At 52.0% G+C, this 18,752-nt stretch carries 15 protein-coding genes and 2 pseudogenes; 5 read left to right on the plus strand and 12 right to left on the minus strand.

Annotated features, from left to right (window positions below; genetic code table 11):
• Positions 1–17 precede the first annotated feature (17 nt).
• A complete protein-coding gene (locus tag J1779_RS10920; protein ID WP_122096693.1) occupies positions 18–1,199 on the plus strand; it encodes an oligogalacturonate lyase family protein in 1,182 nt (393 codons plus the stop codon).
• Positions 1,200–1,202: 3 nt separating this feature from the next.
• Positions 1,203–1,523, plus strand: coding sequence for a cupin domain-containing protein (locus J1779_RS10925; protein ID WP_056773847.1), 321 nt, complete (start codon positions 1,203–1,205; stop codon positions 1,521–1,523).
• 78 nt (positions 1,524–1,601) lie between these two features.
• On the opposite strand, the gene J1779_RS10930 is transcribed toward J1779_RS10925, so the two are convergent.
• From J1779_RS10930 to J1779_RS10940, 3 genes are all read right to left on the minus strand, one after another.
• Positions 1,602–2,240 (minus strand): RpiB/LacA/LacB family sugar-phosphate isomerase, encoded by a 639-nt coding sequence (locus J1779_RS10930; RefSeq protein ID WP_056773844.1) that lies wholly within the window; start codon positions 2,238–2,240, stop codon positions 1,602–1,604.
• 77 nt (positions 2,241–2,317) lie between these two features.
• Positions 2,318–3,079 (minus strand): 2-dehydro-3-deoxy-D-gluconate 5-dehydrogenase KduD, encoded by a 762-nt coding sequence (kduD, locus tag J1779_RS10935; RefSeq protein WP_056774019.1) that lies wholly within the window; start codon positions 3,077–3,079, stop codon positions 2,318–2,320.
• Positions 3,080–3,435: 356 nt separating this feature from the next.
• Entirely contained in the window at positions 3,436–3,792 is a 357-nt protein-coding gene (locus J1779_RS10940; protein ID WP_056773842.1) for a helix-turn-helix domain-containing protein, read from the minus strand.
• A 445-nt stretch (positions 3,793–4,237) separates the two neighbouring features.
• On the opposite strand from J1779_RS10940, the gene J1779_RS10945 reads away from it, so the two are divergent.
• Together J1779_RS10945 and oqxB are read left to right on the plus strand one after the other, a co-directional pair.
• A complete protein-coding gene (locus tag J1779_RS10945) occupies positions 4,238–5,368 on the plus strand; it encodes an efflux RND transporter periplasmic adaptor subunit (protein WP_238485139.1) in 1,131 nt (376 codons plus the stop codon).
• A 16-nt stretch (positions 5,369–5,384) separates the two neighbouring features.
• Complete coding sequence (oqxB, locus tag J1779_RS10950; protein WP_217203762.1) at positions 5,385–8,537, plus strand: multidrug efflux RND transporter permease subunit OqxB; 3,153 nt, start codon at positions 5,385–5,387, stop codon at positions 8,535–8,537.
• A gap of 88 nt (positions 8,538–8,625) precedes the next feature.
• Here the strand turns inward: oqxB and J1779_RS10955 are convergent, their stop codons facing one another.
• Positions 8,626–9,111 (minus strand): RrF2 family transcriptional regulator, encoded by a 486-nt coding sequence (locus J1779_RS10955; protein ID WP_056773831.1) that lies wholly within the window; start codon positions 9,109–9,111, stop codon positions 8,626–8,628.
• A 210-nt stretch (positions 9,112–9,321) separates the two neighbouring features.
• Positions 9,322–9,813: pseudogene (locus J1779_RS10960) on the minus strand (porin); the annotation flags it as partial.
• Positions 9,814–10,008: 195 nt separating this feature from the next.
• Here J1779_RS10960 and J1779_RS10965 point away from each other — a divergent pair.
• Positions 10,009–10,284, plus strand: coding sequence for a DinI-like family protein (locus J1779_RS10965; protein WP_217203763.1), 276 nt, complete (start codon positions 10,009–10,011; stop codon positions 10,282–10,284).
• A gap of 653 nt (positions 10,285–10,937) precedes the next feature.
• On the opposite strand, the gene J1779_RS10970 is transcribed toward J1779_RS10965, so the two are convergent.
• The 7 genes and pseudogenes from J1779_RS10970 to J1779_RS11000 form a co-directional block, all read right to left on the minus strand.
• The gene (locus J1779_RS10970; protein WP_217203764.1) at positions 10,938–11,090 is read right to left on the minus strand and encodes a hypothetical protein; all 153 of its coding nucleotides are present in this window, start codon (positions 11,088–11,090) and stop codon (positions 10,938–10,940) included.
• Between the two features lie 44 nt (positions 11,091–11,134).
• Positions 11,135–11,404 (minus strand): S24/S26 family peptidase, encoded by a 270-nt coding sequence (locus tag J1779_RS10975; RefSeq protein WP_217203765.1) that lies wholly within the window; start codon positions 11,402–11,404, stop codon positions 11,135–11,137.
• A 465-nt stretch (positions 11,405–11,869) separates the two neighbouring features.
• The gene (locus tag J1779_RS10980) at positions 11,870–13,405 is read right to left on the minus strand and encodes a pyocin knob domain-containing S74 family peptidase (RefSeq protein WP_217203766.1); all 1,536 of its coding nucleotides are present in this window, start codon (positions 13,403–13,405) and stop codon (positions 11,870–11,872) included.
• A gap of 60 nt (positions 13,406–13,465) precedes the next feature.
• Positions 13,466–13,702 carry a phage exclusion lipoprotein Cor gene (gene cor, locus J1779_RS10985; protein WP_217203767.1) on the minus strand — a complete coding sequence of 79 codons (237 nt, stop codon included), beginning with the start codon at positions 13,700–13,702 and terminating at the stop codon, positions 13,466–13,468.
• Positions 13,703–13,827: 125 nt separating this feature from the next.
• Positions 13,828–14,502: a hypothetical protein gene (locus J1779_RS10990; protein ID WP_217203768.1), complete on the minus strand. Its 675-nt coding sequence runs from the start codon at positions 14,500–14,502 to the stop codon at positions 13,828–13,830.
• Positions 14,503–14,818: 316 nt separating this feature from the next.
• Entirely contained in the window at positions 14,819–16,108 is a 1,290-nt protein-coding gene (locus J1779_RS25710; RefSeq protein ID WP_338019860.1) for a phage tail tip fiber protein, read from the minus strand.
• A gap of 102 nt (positions 16,109–16,210) precedes the next feature.
• Positions 16,211–18,733: pseudogene (locus J1779_RS11000) on the minus strand (TipJ family phage tail tip protein); the annotation flags it as partial.
• Positions 18,734–18,752: the final 19 nt, after the last annotated feature.

Below are 18,752 nucleotides of genomic sequence, written 5' to 3' on the forward strand. Positions count from 1 at the left end.
CACTTACGAGGTGAATCATGGCGAAAGGTTCTCAGATTCAATTCAGTTTTCACACCGTTCAGGATCCACAGACCGGTGCCCGCGTCACGCGACTGACGCCGCCGGATGTTCTGTGTCATCGCAACTATTTTTATCAGAAATGTTTTACCCGCGATGGCTCTAAGGTTCTGTTTGCAGGGGAATTTGACGGGCACCGTAACTATTATCTTCTGGATCTCAGCAGCCAGAAAGCGGTGCAACTGACCGAAGGTCAAGGGGATAACACCTTTGGCGGATTCCTTTCTCCGGACGATCAATACCTGTATTACGTCAAGAATGAGCGTCGTTTACAACGGGTGAAACTGGATGATTTCAGTGAAACCACGGTGTACCAGGTGCCGGAAGAATGGGTCGGTTACGGAACGTGGGTGGCTAACAGTGAATGCACCAGCCTGGTGGGCATTGAAATCAGTCGCGAAGACTGGACGCCGTTGTCAGACTGGAAAATCTTCCAGGAGTTCTACCACAGCAATCCGCACTGCCGGTTGTTGCGTGTCGATTTATTGAACGGTAAATCCCGTGTGATTCATGAGAAAAATGAATGGCTCGGTCACCCAATTTATCGTCCTTATGATGATAGTACCGTCGCGTTTTGCCACGAAGGGCCGCACGATCTGGTGGACGCGAGGATGTGGCTGGTGAATGAAGACGGCACCCAGGTACGCAAGGTGAAAGAACATGCGCCGGGGGAAAGCTGCACGCATGAGTTTTGGGTGCCGGACGGATCGGCGCTGATGTATGTGTCGTATCTGAAAGGCCAGCACGATCGTCATATCCGTCGCTTTGATCCGCAGACCGGGGAAGACATCTCCCTGATGACCATGCCTGCCTGTTCGCATCTGATGAGCAATGAAAACGGCACGCTGCTGGTGGGCGACGGTTCCGGAACGCCGGTGGATGTAAAAGACACCGCCAGCCATACGATTGAAAACGATCCGTGGTTGTATATTTTTGATGCCAAAACCCGTCAGCATGCTCCGCTTGCGGCACACAACAGTTCATGGCGCGTGCTGGATGGCGACCGTCAGGTCACGCATCCGCACCCCTCTTTTTCACCAGACGATCGCCATGTGTTATTCACTACCGATTCTGAAGGATTGCCTGCCCTGTATCTGGCGGAAATTCCTGACGCCCTGCTCAGTTCATTACGTAAGGACTAAACGATGTTCATTTTTAGAAAAGATATTCCTCTGCAGGACCTGGGCGACGGTGTGAGCCGTCGCGTTCTGGCGCACGACGGCACCATGATGGCGGTTGAAGTGTATTTCGAAGAAGGTGCTGTCGGCCCGATGCACAATCACGTGCATGAGCAACTGACTTACGTGTTGTCGGGGCGTTTTAAATTCACTATCGGCGAAGAGACGCTGGAAGTGTCGGCGGGCGATACGCTGTATAAAAAACCTTATATTATGCACGGCTGCGTATGCCTGGAGAAAGGTGTGTTGTTAGATACCTTTACACCGCAGAGACAAGACTTCCTCTGACCGGCTGGCCGTCAGAACAATAAAAAACCGGTGCTGATTTCAGCACCGGTTTTTTTGATCTCAAAAGAAAGGGATAACTTATGCGAGGATTTCACGCACGAAGTTTTCGATCTCTTTATTCTGACCATTTTCGAAGAAGCATTTCTGGAAGCGTTCGCCGCTGACAGCGGTTTTCACCAGTTCTTTATCAATAGCGCGCAGAGTATCAAGGTAGTTTTCTTTTACCACCGCCGCTTTGACCTGATTCAGAATGCCCGCGTTACGCACCTGCGGTTCTTTACGGTCCGCCGGATAGCCCTGACCTTTCACGCCAGTGAAGGCTTTTTCGAAGATGAAACGCACATTCAGCTCTGCGCCCCAGCCAAAACCTTTGGCGAAAGGCAACGACAGCGCGTTACCGTTGTTGATTTGGGCAAACAGGAACGCATCTGCCGGATCAATACAGTAACCGCAGTTAACGCCCGGATGGATGTTCAGTGACATCAGTGCGCCCTGCCCGGTGCCGCAGCCCGCGACCACGAAATCGACCGCTTTTGAGTTCAGCAGAATGCTGGCCATGATACCCAGATGGATGTAAGTCAGGTGATGATCCTGCTCGTCAGACATGCCGACGTTGTACACCGGATACTCTTTTTCGGACGCAACCGCGTTCAGCTCTTTAAGAATGATCGCGTTTTTCGCGGCCTGACTGTTTTCCATCATCAATGCAATTTTCATGAGATTTCCTCTTTAGGCAGCGGTTTTATCCGCTGCTGTCTGTGAATGCTTCTATGGATGAATGAGGTTTGGCGGAATTAACGCGCCAGCCAGCCGCCATCGACGGCAATCGTGTAGCCATTAATGTAGTCGGATGCCGTGGAAGACAGGAAGACAACCGGCCCCATCACGTCAGACGGTAAACCCCAGCGCCCGGCCGGAATGCGGCTGAGAATTTCTTCGCTGCGGGCTTCATCGGCGCGCAGTTGCTGGGTATTGTTGGTCGCCATGTAACCCGGTGCGATCGCGTTGACGTTGATGTTGTGTTTCGCCCACTCGTTCGCCAGCAGACGGGTAACACCCATCACGGCACTTTTCGATGCGGTATAAGAAGGTACACGGATACCGCCCTGGTAGGAAAGCATCGACGCAATATTGATGATTTTACCGCCGGTGCCCTGCGCAATGAATTGCTTCGCTACCGCCTGAGACATAAAGAACACGGATTTGATGTTCAGGTTCATGACGTCGTCCCAGTTCTTTTCACTGAAGTCGATGGCGTCTTCACGGCGGATAATCCCGGCGTTGTTCACCAGAATATCCAGATGACCCATCTCGGCAACGGCACGCTCCAGCAACGCCGGGATCACTTTGGTGTCGCTGAGATCGGCGGTCAGGCTGAGAAAACGACGGCCAGTCGCCGCAATTCTTTCAATGGTTTCGGCAGGCTCAACGATGTTGATCCCCACGATGTCACAGCCGGCTTCCGCCAGACCGATGGCCATACCCTGGCCAAGACCGGTGTCGCACCCGGTCACCACGGCGACTTTTCCCTTCAGTGAAAAATTATCCAGAATCATGATGTTTCCTTTTTCCATAAAACGGAGGCGAATGCGCTTTTCCGTCACACAAGAATGAGTCGGGCAATGCCCGGCTACGAACTGATGGGGAGAAGTTTAGCGATAAAATTCGCGCAACTCAAGAAAATGAAACATCATTTCAATTTAGATGAACTTTGATGTCGTTTTTTGTTGGGTTGATCACGTCCTGAAAGAATGCACAGTGCAAACGCATGACCGGAAAACCGCGCAGGCTGGAAATTAAGCAGAAGAGTGTGCAAAGGCGTGTTAACGAAGGTGGAGCGAGGGGATAACGCAAAATCACTGCCCGGCGGGAGCCGGGCCAGCGGTACTGAAATCGGTAACGGGCGGCGCGCTTAGTGCATCGACCCCTGGCACTCGGTGGCCATGGTCAGACCGCGACGCCAGTCACCCGGAGTCTGTCCAAACTGACGTTTGAAACTGCGGGTAAAGGATTGCTGAGAATCAAAGCCCAGCGAGATCGCCACGCTGACGATAGGCTCACGGCTGCTTGCCAGCATATCGGCAGATTTCTTGAGCTTTTTCTCACGGATGAATTCACCCATCGGCAGGCCGGTATGTTCTTTAAACATGCGTTGCAGATACCAGCGCGAATACCCTGCCCGTTTAGCGACGGTCTTAATATCCAGTCGCTCTTCCAGATTGTGATCGATCCAGTCGATCAGGTCGTGAATGAAATCCTCGGTTCTCATGGGCTTTCTCCTGTCTCTTATTCAGTTTGTTGCCGCCCCCCGAGGGCGTCTTTTTCTAAACTGACGCACTTTGCGATTAAATGCAAGTTTTACTATTGCATTTAATGTGTCGGTACGGGATAGTCACGCTCCCTGAAGTAAACGTTCTGTAAAACAGCACAGAAAGTGTAACAGTATTTCTTGCACTTTAGTAGCGGCGTCCCTACAATCCCCTCGAATCAATTGTATCAGACATTGATACATAATTGTGCTGATGAACGGCACAAGTCCCAAAAAAGTCAGATCAGGCAAAGGACGTTACCCGGAGGACAGACCGGTTGTATTGCCTGACAGCACTTACTCACTGGAAATAAAAATAATGAAAAACCTGCAAAAACCGTTGGTTGTTGCACGCGACCGCCTGCGCGGTACGCCTTTGACTTTGCGCCTTTCAGGGGTTGCGTTCATGGTCGCCCTGCTCGCCGGGTGTGATAACAGCGTGGCACAAAACGCCGCGCCGCCAGCCCCGCAGGTCAGTGCGGCCGATGTGCTGATTAAACAAATCAGCCAGTGGGATGCGTTTAACGGACGTGTGGAAGCGGTGCAAAGTGTTCAGCTTCGCCCGCGTGTGTCGGGCTATATCGATAAAGTGAATTATCAGGAAGGCCAGGAAGTGAAGAAAGGTCAGGTGCTGTTTACCATTGATGACCGCACCTACCGCGCGGCTCAGGAGCAGGCACAGGCTGAACTGGTGCGTGCCCGCAATCAGGCCAGCCTGACCCGCAGCGAGTCCTCCCGCACAGAAAAACTGATTGGCACGCAGGCCATTTCCACTGAAATCGCCGAGCAGCGTCGTTCGGCAGCATCTCAGGCACAGTCTGATGTGCTCGCCGCTCAGGCACAGCTGGACATGGCGCAGCTGAATCTGGATTTCACCCGTGTGACCTCTCCGATTGATGGCCGCGCCAGCCGCGCGATGATCACCACTGGCAATCTGGTGACCGCGGGCGACACCGCCAGCGTACTGACCACGCTGGTGTCGCTGGACACGGTGTATGTCTACTTTGATGTCGATGAAGGCACTTTCCTGCGCTATCAGGCGATGGCGCGTGATGGCCAGCGCAATGACACCCCGCAGTCCCGTTTGCCGGTGCACGTCGGTCTGGTGGGTGAAGACGGCTATCCGCATCAGGGCGTGGTCGACTTTACGGATAATCAGCTCAACTCAGGTACCGGCACCATCCGTATGCGCGCCCTGCTGGATAACCGGGATCGCACCTTTACGCCGGGCCTGTTCGCCCGCGTGCAGTTACCGGGCAGCGCGGAATTCAGCGCCGTGCTGGTGGACGATAAAGCCGTTCTGACCGATCAGGATCGTAAATTTGTTTACGTGGTTGATAAAGACGGTAAAGCACAGCGTCGCGATGTGGAAGTTGGCCGGATTTCCGGTGGTTTACGTATTGTGCAGAAAGGTCTGGAAGCGGGTGACCGCGTGATTATTGACGGCGTTCAGAAAGTCTTTATGCCGGGTATGCCCGTTAACGCCAAAACCGTCAGCATGGCGGCCAACAGCGTCACTCCTGCCGCCGCTAAATAAAAGAGAATTCTGACTCATGGACTTTTCCCGCTTTTTCATCGACCGGCCTATTTTCGCCGCCGTTTTGTCGATTCTGATTTTAGTCACCGGGGCGATTGCCATTCCCCTGCTGCCGGTCAGCGAATACCCGAACGTGGTCCCGCCGAGCGTACAGGTTCGTGCGGAATATCCGGGTGCCAACCCGAAAGTGATTGCAGAAACCGTGGCGACGCCGCTGGAAGAAGCCATCAACGGCGTTGAAAACATGGTGTACATGAAATCGGTCGCCGGTTCCGACGGCGTGCTGGTGACCACCGTGACGTTCCGTCCGGGTACCGATCCGGATCAGGCACAGGTCCAGGTGCAGAACCGTGTGGCACAGGCCGAAGCGCGTCTGCCGGAAGATGTACGCCGTCAGGGTGTGACGACGCAGAAGCAATCACCGACCTTAACGCTGGTGGTGCATCTGGTGTCGCCTTCCGGTAAGTACGACTCGTTATACCTGAGCAACTACGCCACGCTGAAGGTGAAGGACGAACTGGCGCGTTTGCCGGGGGTCGGCCAGATCCAGATTTTTGGTGCGGGCGAATACGCGATGCGTGTCTGGCTCGATCCCAACAAAGTGGCGGCGCGTGGGCTGACAGCCAGTGACGTTGTCACGGCAATGCGTGAGCAAAACGTGCAGGTGTCTGCCGGTCAGCTGGGCGCAGAACCGCTGCCAAAAGACAGCGACTATCTGTTGTCGATCAACGCCCAGGGGCGGCTCAAGAACGAAGAAGAGTTCGGCAATATCATCCTGAAAAGCGGTGATAACGGCGAAATCGTTCGTTTACGCGACGTTGCGCGTATTGAAATGGGCTCCGGCAGTTACGCCCTGCGCTCGCAGCTGAACAATAAAGATGCGGTCGGTATCGGTATCTTCCAGTCACCGGGCGCTAACGCGATTGATCTTTCTGATGCCGTTCGCGCCAAAATGGCCGAGCTGGCTACCCGCTTCCCGGAAGGTATGACCTGGCGGGCGCCGTATGACCCGACGGTGTTTGTGCGTGATTCGATCAGTGCTGTGGTGCATACGCTGCTGGAAGCCGTCGTGCTGGTGGTGCTGGTGGTGATCCTGTTCCTGCAAACCTGGCGTGCGTCGATCATCCCGTTACTGGCGGTACCGATTTCGGTTATCGGCACATTCAGCATTCTGTATTTGCTCGGTTTCTCGCTCAACACGCTCAGTCTTTTCGGGCTGGTGCTGGCGATAGGCATCGTGGTCGATGACGCCATTGTGGTGGTGGAAAACGTCGAGCGAAATATCGAGGAAGGTCTGGCACCCAGGGAGGCGGCGCATCAGGCAATGCGGGAAGTGTCCGGGCCAATCATTGCCATCGCGCTGGTGCTGTGTGCGGTCTTTGTGCCGATGGCGTTCCTTTCCGGCGTCACCGGTCAGTTCTACAAACAGTTTGCGGTCACCATTGCCATCTCCACCGTGATTTCGGCGATTAACTCCCTGACGCTCTCCCCTGCTCTGGCAGCTCTGTTGCTGAAACCGCACGGCGCGCCAAAGGACATGCCATCAAGACTGATCGACCGTCTGTTCGGCTGGATTTTCCGTCCGTTTAACCGCTTCTTTAACGCCAGCTCACACGGTTATCAGAATGCGGTGTCAAAAACGCTCGGACGACGTGGTGCCGTCTTTGCGGTTTACGTTCTGCTGCTGTGCGGCGCCGCGCTGATGTTCAAAATGGTGCCGGGCGGCTTTATACCGACGCAGGATAAGTTGTACCTGATTGCCGGGGTGAAAATGCCGGAAGGGGCATCGCTGTCACGCACCGATGCCGTGATCCGCAAGATCAGTGCGCTGGGGCTGAGCACCGACGGCGTCAGTGATGCTGTGGCATTTCCGGGGCTGAACGCCTTGCAGTTCACCAATACGCCAAATACCGGCACGGTGTTCTTTGCGCTGAAACCGCTGGGCGAACGTACCCGCACGGCGGCGGAAATTAACGCCGAAATCAACGCCAAGATCTCGCAGATTCAGGAAGGTTTCGCCTTCTCGATAATGCCACCGCCAATTCTCGGATTAGGTCAGGGTTCCGGTTACTCGTTGTACATCCAGGATCGTGCAGGTCTGGGCTACGGCGCGTTGCAGACGGCAATCAACACGATGTCCGGTTCGATTATGCAAACGCCGGGAATGGGCTTCCCTATCTCCTCTTATCAGGCCAACGTGCCGCAGCTGGATGCGCATATTGACCGTGACAAAGCCAAGGCGCAGGGCGTTTCTCTCGATGATTTGTTCAGTACCTTGCAGGTGTATCTCGGTTCGTCATACATCAATGACTTCAACCGGTTCGGACGCACCTGGAAAGTGATGGCGCAGGCTGACGGCCAGTTCCGCGACAGCGTGGAAGACATCGCCAATCTGCGTACCCGAAATGACAAAAGTGAAATGGTGCCGATCGGCAGTATGCTGAACATCACCACCACTTACGGCCCTGATCCGGTTATCCGCTATAACGGTTATCCGGCGGCAGATTTGATTGGTGATGCTGATCCGCGCATTTTGTCTTCGACACAAGCCATGACCGAGCTGACAGAAATGTCGAAAAACCTCCTGCCAAATGGCATGAATATCGAATGGACAGATCTGAGCTATCAGCAATCTACACAGGGTAACGCCGCGCTGATTGTGTTCCCGATGTCGGTTCTGCTGGCGTTTCTGGTACTGGCTGCACTTTATGAGAGCTGGACGTTGCCGCTGGCGGTGATCCTGATTGTGCCGATGACCATGCTTTCAGCGCTGTTTGGCGTGTGGCTGACTGGGGGTGATAACAACGTCTTTGTTCAGGTCGGGCTGGTGGTGCTGATGGGGCTGGCATGTAAAAACGCCATCCTGATTGTCGAATTTGCCCGCGAGCTGGAGATGCAGGGTAAAGGGATTGTGGAATCGGCGCTCGAAGCCTGTCGCCTGCGTCTGCGCCCTATCGTCATGACGTCCATTGCCTTTATTGCCGGGACAATTCCGCTGATCCTCGGTCACGGCGCTGGTGCGGAAGTGCGCGGCGTCACGGGCATCACCGTTTTCTCCGGAATGCTGGGGGTGACGCTGTTCGGGTTGTTCCTGACGCCGGTATTTTATGTGGCACTGCGCAAGCTGGTGACGCGTAAGCATGCGGTGCAGGAGACGCAGACAGTCTGATAAGTAATGACAGAAAGCAAAAAGCCGGGAAATTATCCCGGCTTTTTTACGTCTGAATGTCGCTAAGTGAGTATCAGATGGCTGATATTTATTTCGTGCAGAGCGACTTATCTGCGTATTCCGCAGCCAGGTCTTTGGTGCATTTGTACTTGCCGCCACGTTCAAACTCGGCCAGCGCATCGGCTACCGTATGGCGACCCAGCACCTGCAATGACGCCTCTTCAGCCTCATTCACGATATTTTTAAAATAGGTACAGGCATTGGCGCTGACAACACAGCGGGCAGGCACATCGGGACGTGCGGCCCACAGGCGTTTATCTTCAATCACGGCGCAGTAAATATCACGCAGCGTTATGTCTTCCGCCGGGCGGCCAAGATGAATCGAGCCGGTACGGCCAAGCGTTGAGACGATAATGCCATGCTGAGTCAGTGGCACCATCAGTTTGCGGATGAAGCTGGAGTTGGCTTCCAGACCTGTAGCTAAGATCGCACTGGTGCAGCGCTGTTCAGCCTTTTGGGACTGAGCGATACAAAACACCATCTGCATGGCTGTCGGAAAGCGATAATCTAACATTTCATTGTCCTGAGAAACCAAGTCTTAGGTTAAGCACCGTATCACAGAGGAATAACCCTGTACGTGAGCTGGTCAATAATATAACAAAGACTGTTGCATTATTGAAGGCGGGGACGGCGTTAACGCACAGAAAGTCACGTTTTGGGCACAAAAAAACCCATCCGGAGATGGGTTTTCTTTAGGCTATTTCTAAGACTTTTGGTCAGGAAATTAGAACTGGTAGATCATGCCAACGCCAACAACATCATCGGTAGAGATGCCGTTGTTTTCGTAGAAATTATCATCGTTGTCCAGCAGGTTGATTTTATAATCAACGTAGGTGGACATATTTTTGTTGAAGTAATAGTTCGCGCCAACAGAAACGTATTTAACCAGGTCTTTGTCGTTGTCTTTTCCGCCATTGCCGTTGTTCAGGTCTTTACCTTTAGACTGCAGGTAAGAAACTTCCGGACGCAGACCGAAGTCGAATTGATATTGTGCAGTGACTTCAAAGTTCTGCGTTTTATTTGCAATGCCGTCATCGCCGTACATGGTCATATTACGGGTTTCAGCATACATGGTCGCCAGATATACGTTGTTAGCGTCGTATTTCGCGCCAACTGTCCAGACATCAGCTTTGTCACCACGGTTATCAGCAGTTTGATCATTAGTACGGTCAGAAGAGGCATAAGCTGCACCTGCACTGATACCCATACCGAAATCCTAGGTAATTAAATATGCACTAACCTATTGTTTTATATTATTAATACAACCTAATTATCAAGTTTTTTGGTTTGCAAATATCTCTTCCTATCCCTATATGTTTCAACGAATTAAAATTAGTTTTGCAGAAGGGTTTTATTTTACAAAAACAAACATTGCTGTATGTATAACCAGTTAACTTGTTTGGGCGATTTTATGTTTGTTGAGCTGATTTACGACAAAAGAAACATGGCCGGTGTACCGAACGCCAACGCGCTGATCTTGGCTGAATTGACCAAACGCGTGCATGGCACCTTTCCTGATGCTGACGTGAAGGTTAAACCGATGGTGACGCTCAGCAGCATCAACACGAACGCCAGCAAAGCACGGAAGGCAGTTCTGGCGGGAATAGTTGAAGAGATGTTTCTTTGCACTCAGATTGGCGATGGGAAACCCAAATACTCACTTCGCGAGTTGCCCGAATGGGTTTAACGCAACCTTTTGAAATATAACCTGGCCAATGCGCCGGGTTTTTTGTGCCTGTAATCTGGCAAAATCACCGCTCTGCACTATTCTCATAGCAGCTGACGCAAGATCAGCAAGCCTGCCAAGGCCATGAGTACCTACCTACTGATAGCCCGCCGTTAACGCGGGCTCTTTTTTTACCTGTTTTATGGTGAATATCTAAGCATTAGCTAATCTTTAGAGTGGGTGGGATAACCGCCATCCAGAAGCGTAATATTGATACCTTTGATTTTTGCCCGCCTTTAAAGCGGGCTCTTTTTTAATAGTCAAAAACGGGGGGATTTCTTTAATTACTAAACCATGTTTTATAAGCCAAATTCTCAAGAGCTACTATTATGCTTTCGGGAGCATCGCTCTCGTTCCGAAACTAAATTTTGTGATAATTCACTGGCCTTCGTTCGCGAGGGCTTTTTTACTCCCTAACACTACACCATTGAGCGAAAACAGCTACTTATGAGTAGTTATCCTATAGATTGGATAATTATTACCCCGCTATGCTTATCACGTTCTACCCGAAAATTTCCAATGTAAAAAACTGATGTTTATTGCCCGCCTGTCGCGAGCTTTTTTTATGAGTTCTTTATCAGTAAGTCCACTGCATGCCTATATCTGTTCTTGTATTACATATGGGTAACTTCTTGATGCTGCCTTTCAAGATATGTAATGATGTTTTCTACACTCACCACTTTCCCTTGCTCAAGTACAGCCAAGACTGCGTCGCCTATTTCTTTTCTAACTAATAAATTCTCTTCTTCAGTTTGCATATCAACCATAAGTAGTTTTTCACTTAGATTAGCACACAGATTTGCATAAACTTTCAAATGCACGGCGTATCATCGAATACATCATTCCTGGCATCGTAAATGATATGCGTCACCACCCCCTCGATCATCAGTTCGTCGTCAGTGAACGATTCACCGAATTCAATGAACACGTTTTTGTCTGCCAAAGACTCGAGCCCGTGCCGCAGAATTGTCACCAGACGCAAGACCTGAATCTCTCCATTGATTTGTGCCAGAAGCAAATTACCGTCAACCGGTTTGATCGCAGGATCAAGAACAAGCATTGTGCCAGAGTTGATATTCATCCCGTGGTACCGCTCGGAGATGTACAAACGGGACGAAGGGCCTGTGCAGTTACAGACTTTGTTCAAGTCGATACGCGATCCAACGTAATCGCTCGCAGGTGATGGAAATCCCATATCAACGCCCTCCATTTGGGTTGAAGAGAGCGAAGGTCCGGGCGTCACCCTCTACAGTCGAGACGTCGCTAAACGTATTGACGTAAATTTCGATCCAGCGGTTCGCTTCACGCAATTCCCAGTGCCAGTTTCTCTTCGCCAATTCAGCCACAAAGTCCTCAGTAGTGACGGTTCGGCGGCCTTTAGGGCAAATCTTAATCGCATGCTTAAATGCATCATCTATTTCATATCGCCGCGGCATAAGCCCTCCTTCAAATACTGTTTATTCATACAGTATAATCATGAGTAACATGAGGAGGAAAGTCCGATCAGAGACATTTCTGTTATGCCGCTGATCGGCAAGGGAAGAAATTATGTGGTGGATTCTTCATAATCTTCGGAGCTGGGCACGGTAAAGATAGGCGGCGCTTCTTTCCATGGGTATTCATTTTCAATCGCGGTATTTTTAATAATTTCGGATTGCGCTTTGATGTTAGCGATCAGCGTTCTTGCATCATCAGGTTTATCAAGAGCGAGCTGTACAAGTTCGAATAGTGTTTTGATGGCTTCAGAGTGGAATGCCGCTGATGCACCAGAAGTGTTCAAATATTTGAAGTTTGGGATGACAGTGCCGTCACTGAACTTCCGATCCCCGTTGTAGGTAATCGCTTCTTTACAGGCGCGTTCTACATCTTGCGCAATCAATCCAACCTCTCTGCCACCATCTTTTTTTCCGTAAGTTGCACCACGGAAAGTGAGTACCGCCGCCAAGGCATTGTTAACTGGCTCAATGTCGAACTTGTGACGTTCATCAGATCCAGATGTCCATGTGCCGGATGCTGTCGCATTGCCGCCGCGGAGAAACTCCCATCCGCCGCCGCCAGATAATGCGACGAAATAAGATTGTATGGTTGTATCCCCTGCACGACGAATCCCTGTCTGAGCGAGTTCAGTGTACCAGCGGTACACAGTCCATCCGATAGGATTCCCCACGCCACCGCCCGATGTGACGTTATTTATTTCTACTCGGTTGTTCTCTCCGGCCGCTACGGCTAAACCTGCAGCAGCACCAGCCGTTAGTGAACCTGAAACGGCTCCGCCTGCTGTAGAAAATGCACCTAATGCTGCCCTTGCAGCGGCGGCGGTTGAAGCACCAGTTCCACCGTTTACAATCGGCAAAGTGCCATTAACGCCGGAACCAAGAGGCACTTGTATTTTACCGTACTGAGGAACCCAGTCAGACCAGTTAGGGGATGCAGGGGTGAATGCACCCGTCAAACCACGTATATATGTCTCTCCTTGAAAGGAGATGTACATTTGCTGGCAGCCATAGGCTGATTTAGTCACATAGAGCGTCCCGGCTTTTGCAATCGGGTATCCGTTGGCAATGATCGCATTGGCGTTTGCTGTCTGGTAGTAAATATTGAAATCAGTCACATTCCCCAGACTGTTTGGCGTCACTGTGGCATTCAGAAGGCCACCGTCGGCATAAGCTTTCGCCATGTCAGAGGTCAGTTTCGCAAAGCTGCTGATGTTCACAACGGTGCCGTCAGGAGCTGTCACGCTGACAGTGCCAGTTCCCGTCATGATAGTTTGCCAGCCGTCCATCTGTGACTGGTAGTAACCGAGCTGCGCGGCCAGGCGTTTGGAAAAGTCAGGTATCGAATCCGTATAAAAGCTCATCACCGCGTAAGCGGCTCCAGCAGCCACGGTACCGGCTGATGTGGTGAGAGTCAGATGAGTTGCATCCTCCACGCTGGCGATTTCATAGATTTTAACTGTTCCAGATGCCGGAAGCAGAAAGGCCTGCCCCGGACCGACGCCGAACTTAGCATCTAAAAAGTTAGTGCCGGTGCCGGTGACCTTTGTTGCCGCTACGGAGACTGTGCCTGTTTTATACCAAGCCATATTTACGTTACTCCAGATAATAAAAAACCCGCCGAAGCGGGTCTGTTTAGGTTGGGTAATTTATTTTTCACACGTCGTCGATGTGAAGTTTGATCTGCTAACCCAGCGCCAGCCAAAAGGGTCTCCGGCTTTATACTGGGTTTGGCCTGCAACCTTACGTACGCCATAAATCTGTACAGACTTTTCCTGTCCACCGATGAGCGCGGTACCGCTACAGACGGGTTGCTGCTTCTCAATAACGCCTGAACATCCCGTAAGTACTCCCGCCAATGCAATCACAAATAAAATTTTTTTCATTTTTATGTCCCTTCGATACTGGATATCGGGACGATAACAACGATATTTGGAGAGGGATAATTGGTTAAATAGATCAATTACTTGAAATTGATCGTTCAAAACGATCGTTCAATTCAATCAATTGATTAATAAGCAGATACATCAATTGCGTATACCACGTCGTTTGAGTTTGCATAGCCAACATTCTCGAGCTGATCACCTCCCGGACTGTCTGTCTGGGTAGAGGATATTCGAGTAGTTGACCCGTTGAAGTATGCATAGGTCTGAATGGGTGACTGGAAAGGGCGCGTTGCGCCCCCAGAATGAATAACGCCGACCATTAAGCCAGTCATCTGTGGCATTACCGCGTAATTTCCGCTGAGTGAGGTATCGATGTTGTACCCCAGGTTAGCCGGATTACCCGGCGTTCCAACAGCAATGGGGGGATTCATCACCTTGGTTTCATTGGTCAGTATGCACTGTCCCTGAGCGTCGTTTATCGCTATCCCCCACGCCGGTTTCGGCTGGGGAATGACGATGCCAAAAATATAAACAGTGACATTACCTACGCTGCCGCCGGCAAGTCTGCCTACCGTAAGCGTATATACACCACTATTATTACTGAGCCTGCCGTAAACACCGGTTACATCAGATTTGAAGGCGACAACAAAGGGGCTCGAGACAGAGACGGCTAAGTTAATCACCCCGCCGCTTCCGCCAAAGTTGTACATATTCTTTGAGACCAGACTCATCGGCGTCGTGTCTGGCGTTGAGAATGGAATACCATACTCATCGACCAATATTGCCCCGTAATTTGCCATGTCATTGCTTCACTAAGTAAACGATCAGCCAACCTTCAGCTGCCGTGAATGTACCGGTTGAATAATCAGAACCGGCATTTGAGAGGGATACGCCGGTCGTGGAGGTGGTGATTTTTCGCCGGGCCGATGAAAGCTCAGCCCCCATAACCGGCGACTGCATCACGGACACCTTATAACCAGAAGGTACGACATAGGACCATGCCCCCGACACCTGGTCTTTTGATAGATAGATTGAGCCCAGTATCAGGATCCTCACCAGCCCCGTGTTATTGGGGGTCCTCGAAGCACTCCATGTTTGAATACCAAAATTCGCCAATCAGAATACCCCCGTCAGTTCCCCGATCTGCACACGCAGGACTCCGTTACCATCTGCAACGCTGATAGTTGTGTTGGTGGTTTTCATCTTGCCACCGCTGCCGGTACCGAAGTTCACAAAGGTACCGCCTTTATCCAATCGCCAGCCGGAGACGTTGGCTACGTAATTGGTGGACTGAATGAAGTTGCCGATCTTGGCGTTGGTAATTGTGCCGTCCTGAATGAAACCTTCATCAATGAACGTCTGCCCGCTGCGAATGGCAAAGAACGCTTTTGGTGTACCGTTCACATCAGACATGACTGTGAAATTGCTCGCCAAAAATGCCACGTTCGTCTGCATGCCTTCCGGAGTATTTTCAATGCCAATACCCATGCCCGCTGCATAATAGGTACCATTGCTGGTCACGCCCAACTTTATGCTGTACTGCGCAGACACATTCCCAGCTAAATCAGCCATTGCGCTGGCGGTTGTCTGCACGACGGCATTTGTTTCACTGAATTGAGCTTCTACGGTCTGCTGATACTCAGCAAAGGCTCTGCCCGCATCAGCCTGCGCTGTTTCGGTGGCTGTCACGCGAGCCCGAATAATCCCTGTAGCTGCACGCTGCCCGGTGGCATCTTTGTCATTGGAAAGCGAATTCTCAATAGCCGCTAATGCGGAACTATCGAAAGAGGCTTCAGTAACGCTGGCAAGGCTTGCGATAGCCTGTTCCGTTGTCGTCTGCGCCGTTTGCAATGAGCCTATCGAGGCCGTATTCCCGTCGGTCGTTGCCTTGACGCTGTCAATCCTTGTCCCCAGGGCTGTATCTGCAGTAGAGCGCGCCGTCGCCTCAGACGTTATTGCTGTGGTGTTATTTCCGACCGTCGTTGTCAGGCTATCAATACGATCACCCAGAGCGGTGTCTGCTGTAGCGCGAGCCGTCGCTTCGCTTGTGATAGACGTCGTATTATTTCCAACGGTTGTCGTTAGATTATCAATACGAGTACCCAGCGCCGTATCTGCCGTAGCGCGGGCAGTTGTCTCCGTGGTGATTGCAGTTTTATTGTCCCCCACTTGAGCATTAGTCAGATCAATACGCTTGCCCAGCGCCGTATCAGCGGTGGCGCGTGCGGTAGTTTCTGTGGCAATCGCCGTCTTATTACCGTTCGCAGTAGCGGTTACCGCTGAAATCTGCTGAGCCTGGTTAACATCATTCTGCTGGAGGATGTTGACCTGTGAGACAACCTGAGCGATTGAAGATGTGCTGCCGCCGGTTATGGCGTCTACCTTGCCTTGCAGCTCAGTGTTCACCTCATCAATGTGAGTATTGGTTGCATCAATTTTATCGTTGGCTGACGTGACAGCGTCATCCAGCTCTTTGACGCTATCCTCTACAGAATCGACCCGAGAAACCAACTGTTTGCCCAGTTCCGAGTTCAGCACTTCTTCGGCGATGTCGCCCAGTATCTCGGACACATCAACCGATGACGTCCCCATGACGAACTCAGTCCACTCCCCTGCGTTACCAATCCTGTCGACCAACCGGGCGCGGTACCAGCGGCGAACGCCTGCCGCCATCGGTCCGTGCTGATACGACGAACCCGGATAGGGAACCGTCACCAGTAATGTCGGGTTTTGATGGTCATCCGTGGTGGACTGCTGCAACTCGGTATAGGCGGTATCACCGCTGCCTGCAGGAAATGCCCAGGTCACGTTGATATTCCAGACGACGTTGTCGCTGGCGAGCAGATTTGTCGGCATGCCGGGTTTACCCACTTTGCCGTTCAGCGTAGTCGAATCTGCGTATCCCCACGGAGAGGACACATCGACGGCGTTGATCGCCCGGACGCGCACGTCGTACACGCCCGCATAAATTCCCTGAACGGTAAAACCCTGCGCGCTGGTCTTACCTACGTTAACCCAGTCGCCGTTGTCTTTGCGCCACTGCGCGGTGTAATTGATCGCCCCTTCCACTTTGTCCCATGACGCCTGCAGCGACGCGACGGTAAGCCCCTGTGCGATGTGGTCAACTTCTGTGACCACGATATTTGCCGGTACCTTCATCACGTTGGTCGGCGTGACAGTGATCGGTGCTGAATCGACTTTCACCCCGTCATCGATGTAACGGTATTTATTCGGGTCGTGCTGCACGCCCGCAATCGTGAACGTGCCGTCGTCATTTGAAGAGATTGACGTGATACGAAAGTATTGAATCGCTAAGTTATCGCTGTCGATGGACCACACGGCGCCGCTCACCGGCGTCATGCGGTATGCGGTGATAACCGTGAACGTTTTCTTATCGGCGCTGACGCCGCTGATCGTCCGGGTTTGCGCCGTTCCATCGGGCAAATTCACTACCAGACGGTCGCCGATGCCGTAATCCGCTACCCGGTCAACGGTGATGTTTTTGCCGTTAACCGCACTGATGCGTCCGCCGTTGGCTTTCCCGGCTCTGAACGGGTCAGCGATGCCAATAATTTCTGCCGGCATGGGAATGTAACCGTCCAGCCCAACGCCAAAGGACACGGTGCCGTCTTTCGCATTGGACAGGATCACCCAGCGCCCGCGGCGGTGCGCCTCGCTCTGAGATGTGCAGCCAATGGCCGTCAGCTGGGTTTCATTCCAGTTATATCGTGCGACAAGATCAGGCTCATAAACGCTCTCGATCGTGTCAGAATAATGATTAATCGGATCTGACCAGCTGACCTGACAGGAAGAAAAGCGGTTTTTATAGGAGCCTCCGGCGTAAGTAAACATGCCGTCAACCACGTTTGAGCTGTGGTAGGTAAAATCCACGTCGTCCTGCGGAACGTCGGCGCGCACGAAAATCTGGTCGTTCCCCCAGAAGGTAATGCCCCGGAAGATGGCGGCCAGATCCCGCAACACGGTGTAGGCATCCTGCTGGCGCTGGATGAACACGTTGCAGGTAAAGCGTGGTTCTGTGCCACCGGCGCCGTCTGACACTGCCGCGTCGCAGTATTGCGCGATGCTGTACAGCTCCCATTTGTCGATGATGGTCGCGTCTACGCGGTTGCCCATGCCGTAAATTTCATCGAGCACCAGGTCGTAAAAAATCCACGCGGGGTTATTGCTGTAGGCGATTTTGAAATCACCCGACCATGTCCCGCTGTAGGTTCTGGTCACTGGGTCATAGGTGGTCGGTACCCGGATCAGTTTGCCCTTTGGCTTGCAGGTGGTTTTCGGCACGCTGCCGTTAAATTGGCTGGAGTCGAGCTCGACATAAAGCAGCGCTGTATTCGGATAGCGCAACTTACTGTCGATTACCTCAGCAAAGGAAAACACCTTGAAGGCGTTTATCAGCTTGGTTGAGGTTGAATCTGGGGTGATGCGGCGCACGCGTATTGTCCAGCCTGACGCCGAGTCAGGTAGATCGATGCGATGGTCACGCTGATATTCTGACGTTGTTTTTCCTTCAAACTTACCGTTGACGACCGTTTTATACGCCGCACCGTCGGTAGATAGGTCGATGGCATATTCCGTGACGGTGCCGACCATGTCGCCGTTGTCTTTGTACTGGTACTGAATCGGCAAGCTCAGCTTGATCCGGATAGCATCGAGTGTCAGGTTTGAGAATTGCCGGGTCCACGGCGTGGAGGCTTTTACCTCGATGCCCACCGAGGATTCGTTATCAATTTCAGGCATGCCCTGCAGGTAGGCCTGATCCTGCGTGCCTTTACGGTAATCCCACTTCACGCCGGTAAAATTATAGGTGCCGTCATCGTTCGCCAACGGGGTATCATTGAGGAAGATTTTCTGCGCGACCAGGTCACCCTGAATCTCACCTTCAGAGAGCGCGAGAACCATCTTAAGCTTCGCTTGCGACAAAAGATCATCGGCCTGCTCAACCGGCGTATGAGCACTCCCGCCACCGCCTTTAGCGCCTAGGAGAATAGTTTCGCCTTGAAGTAGTTGCATATGTCGCCCATAAAAAAAC

It is taken from the genome of Rahnella rivi (assembly GCF_019049655.1).
In the GTDB taxonomy this organism is placed as follows: Bacteria; Pseudomonadota; Gammaproteobacteria; order Enterobacterales; family Enterobacteriaceae; genus Rahnella; species Rahnella rivi.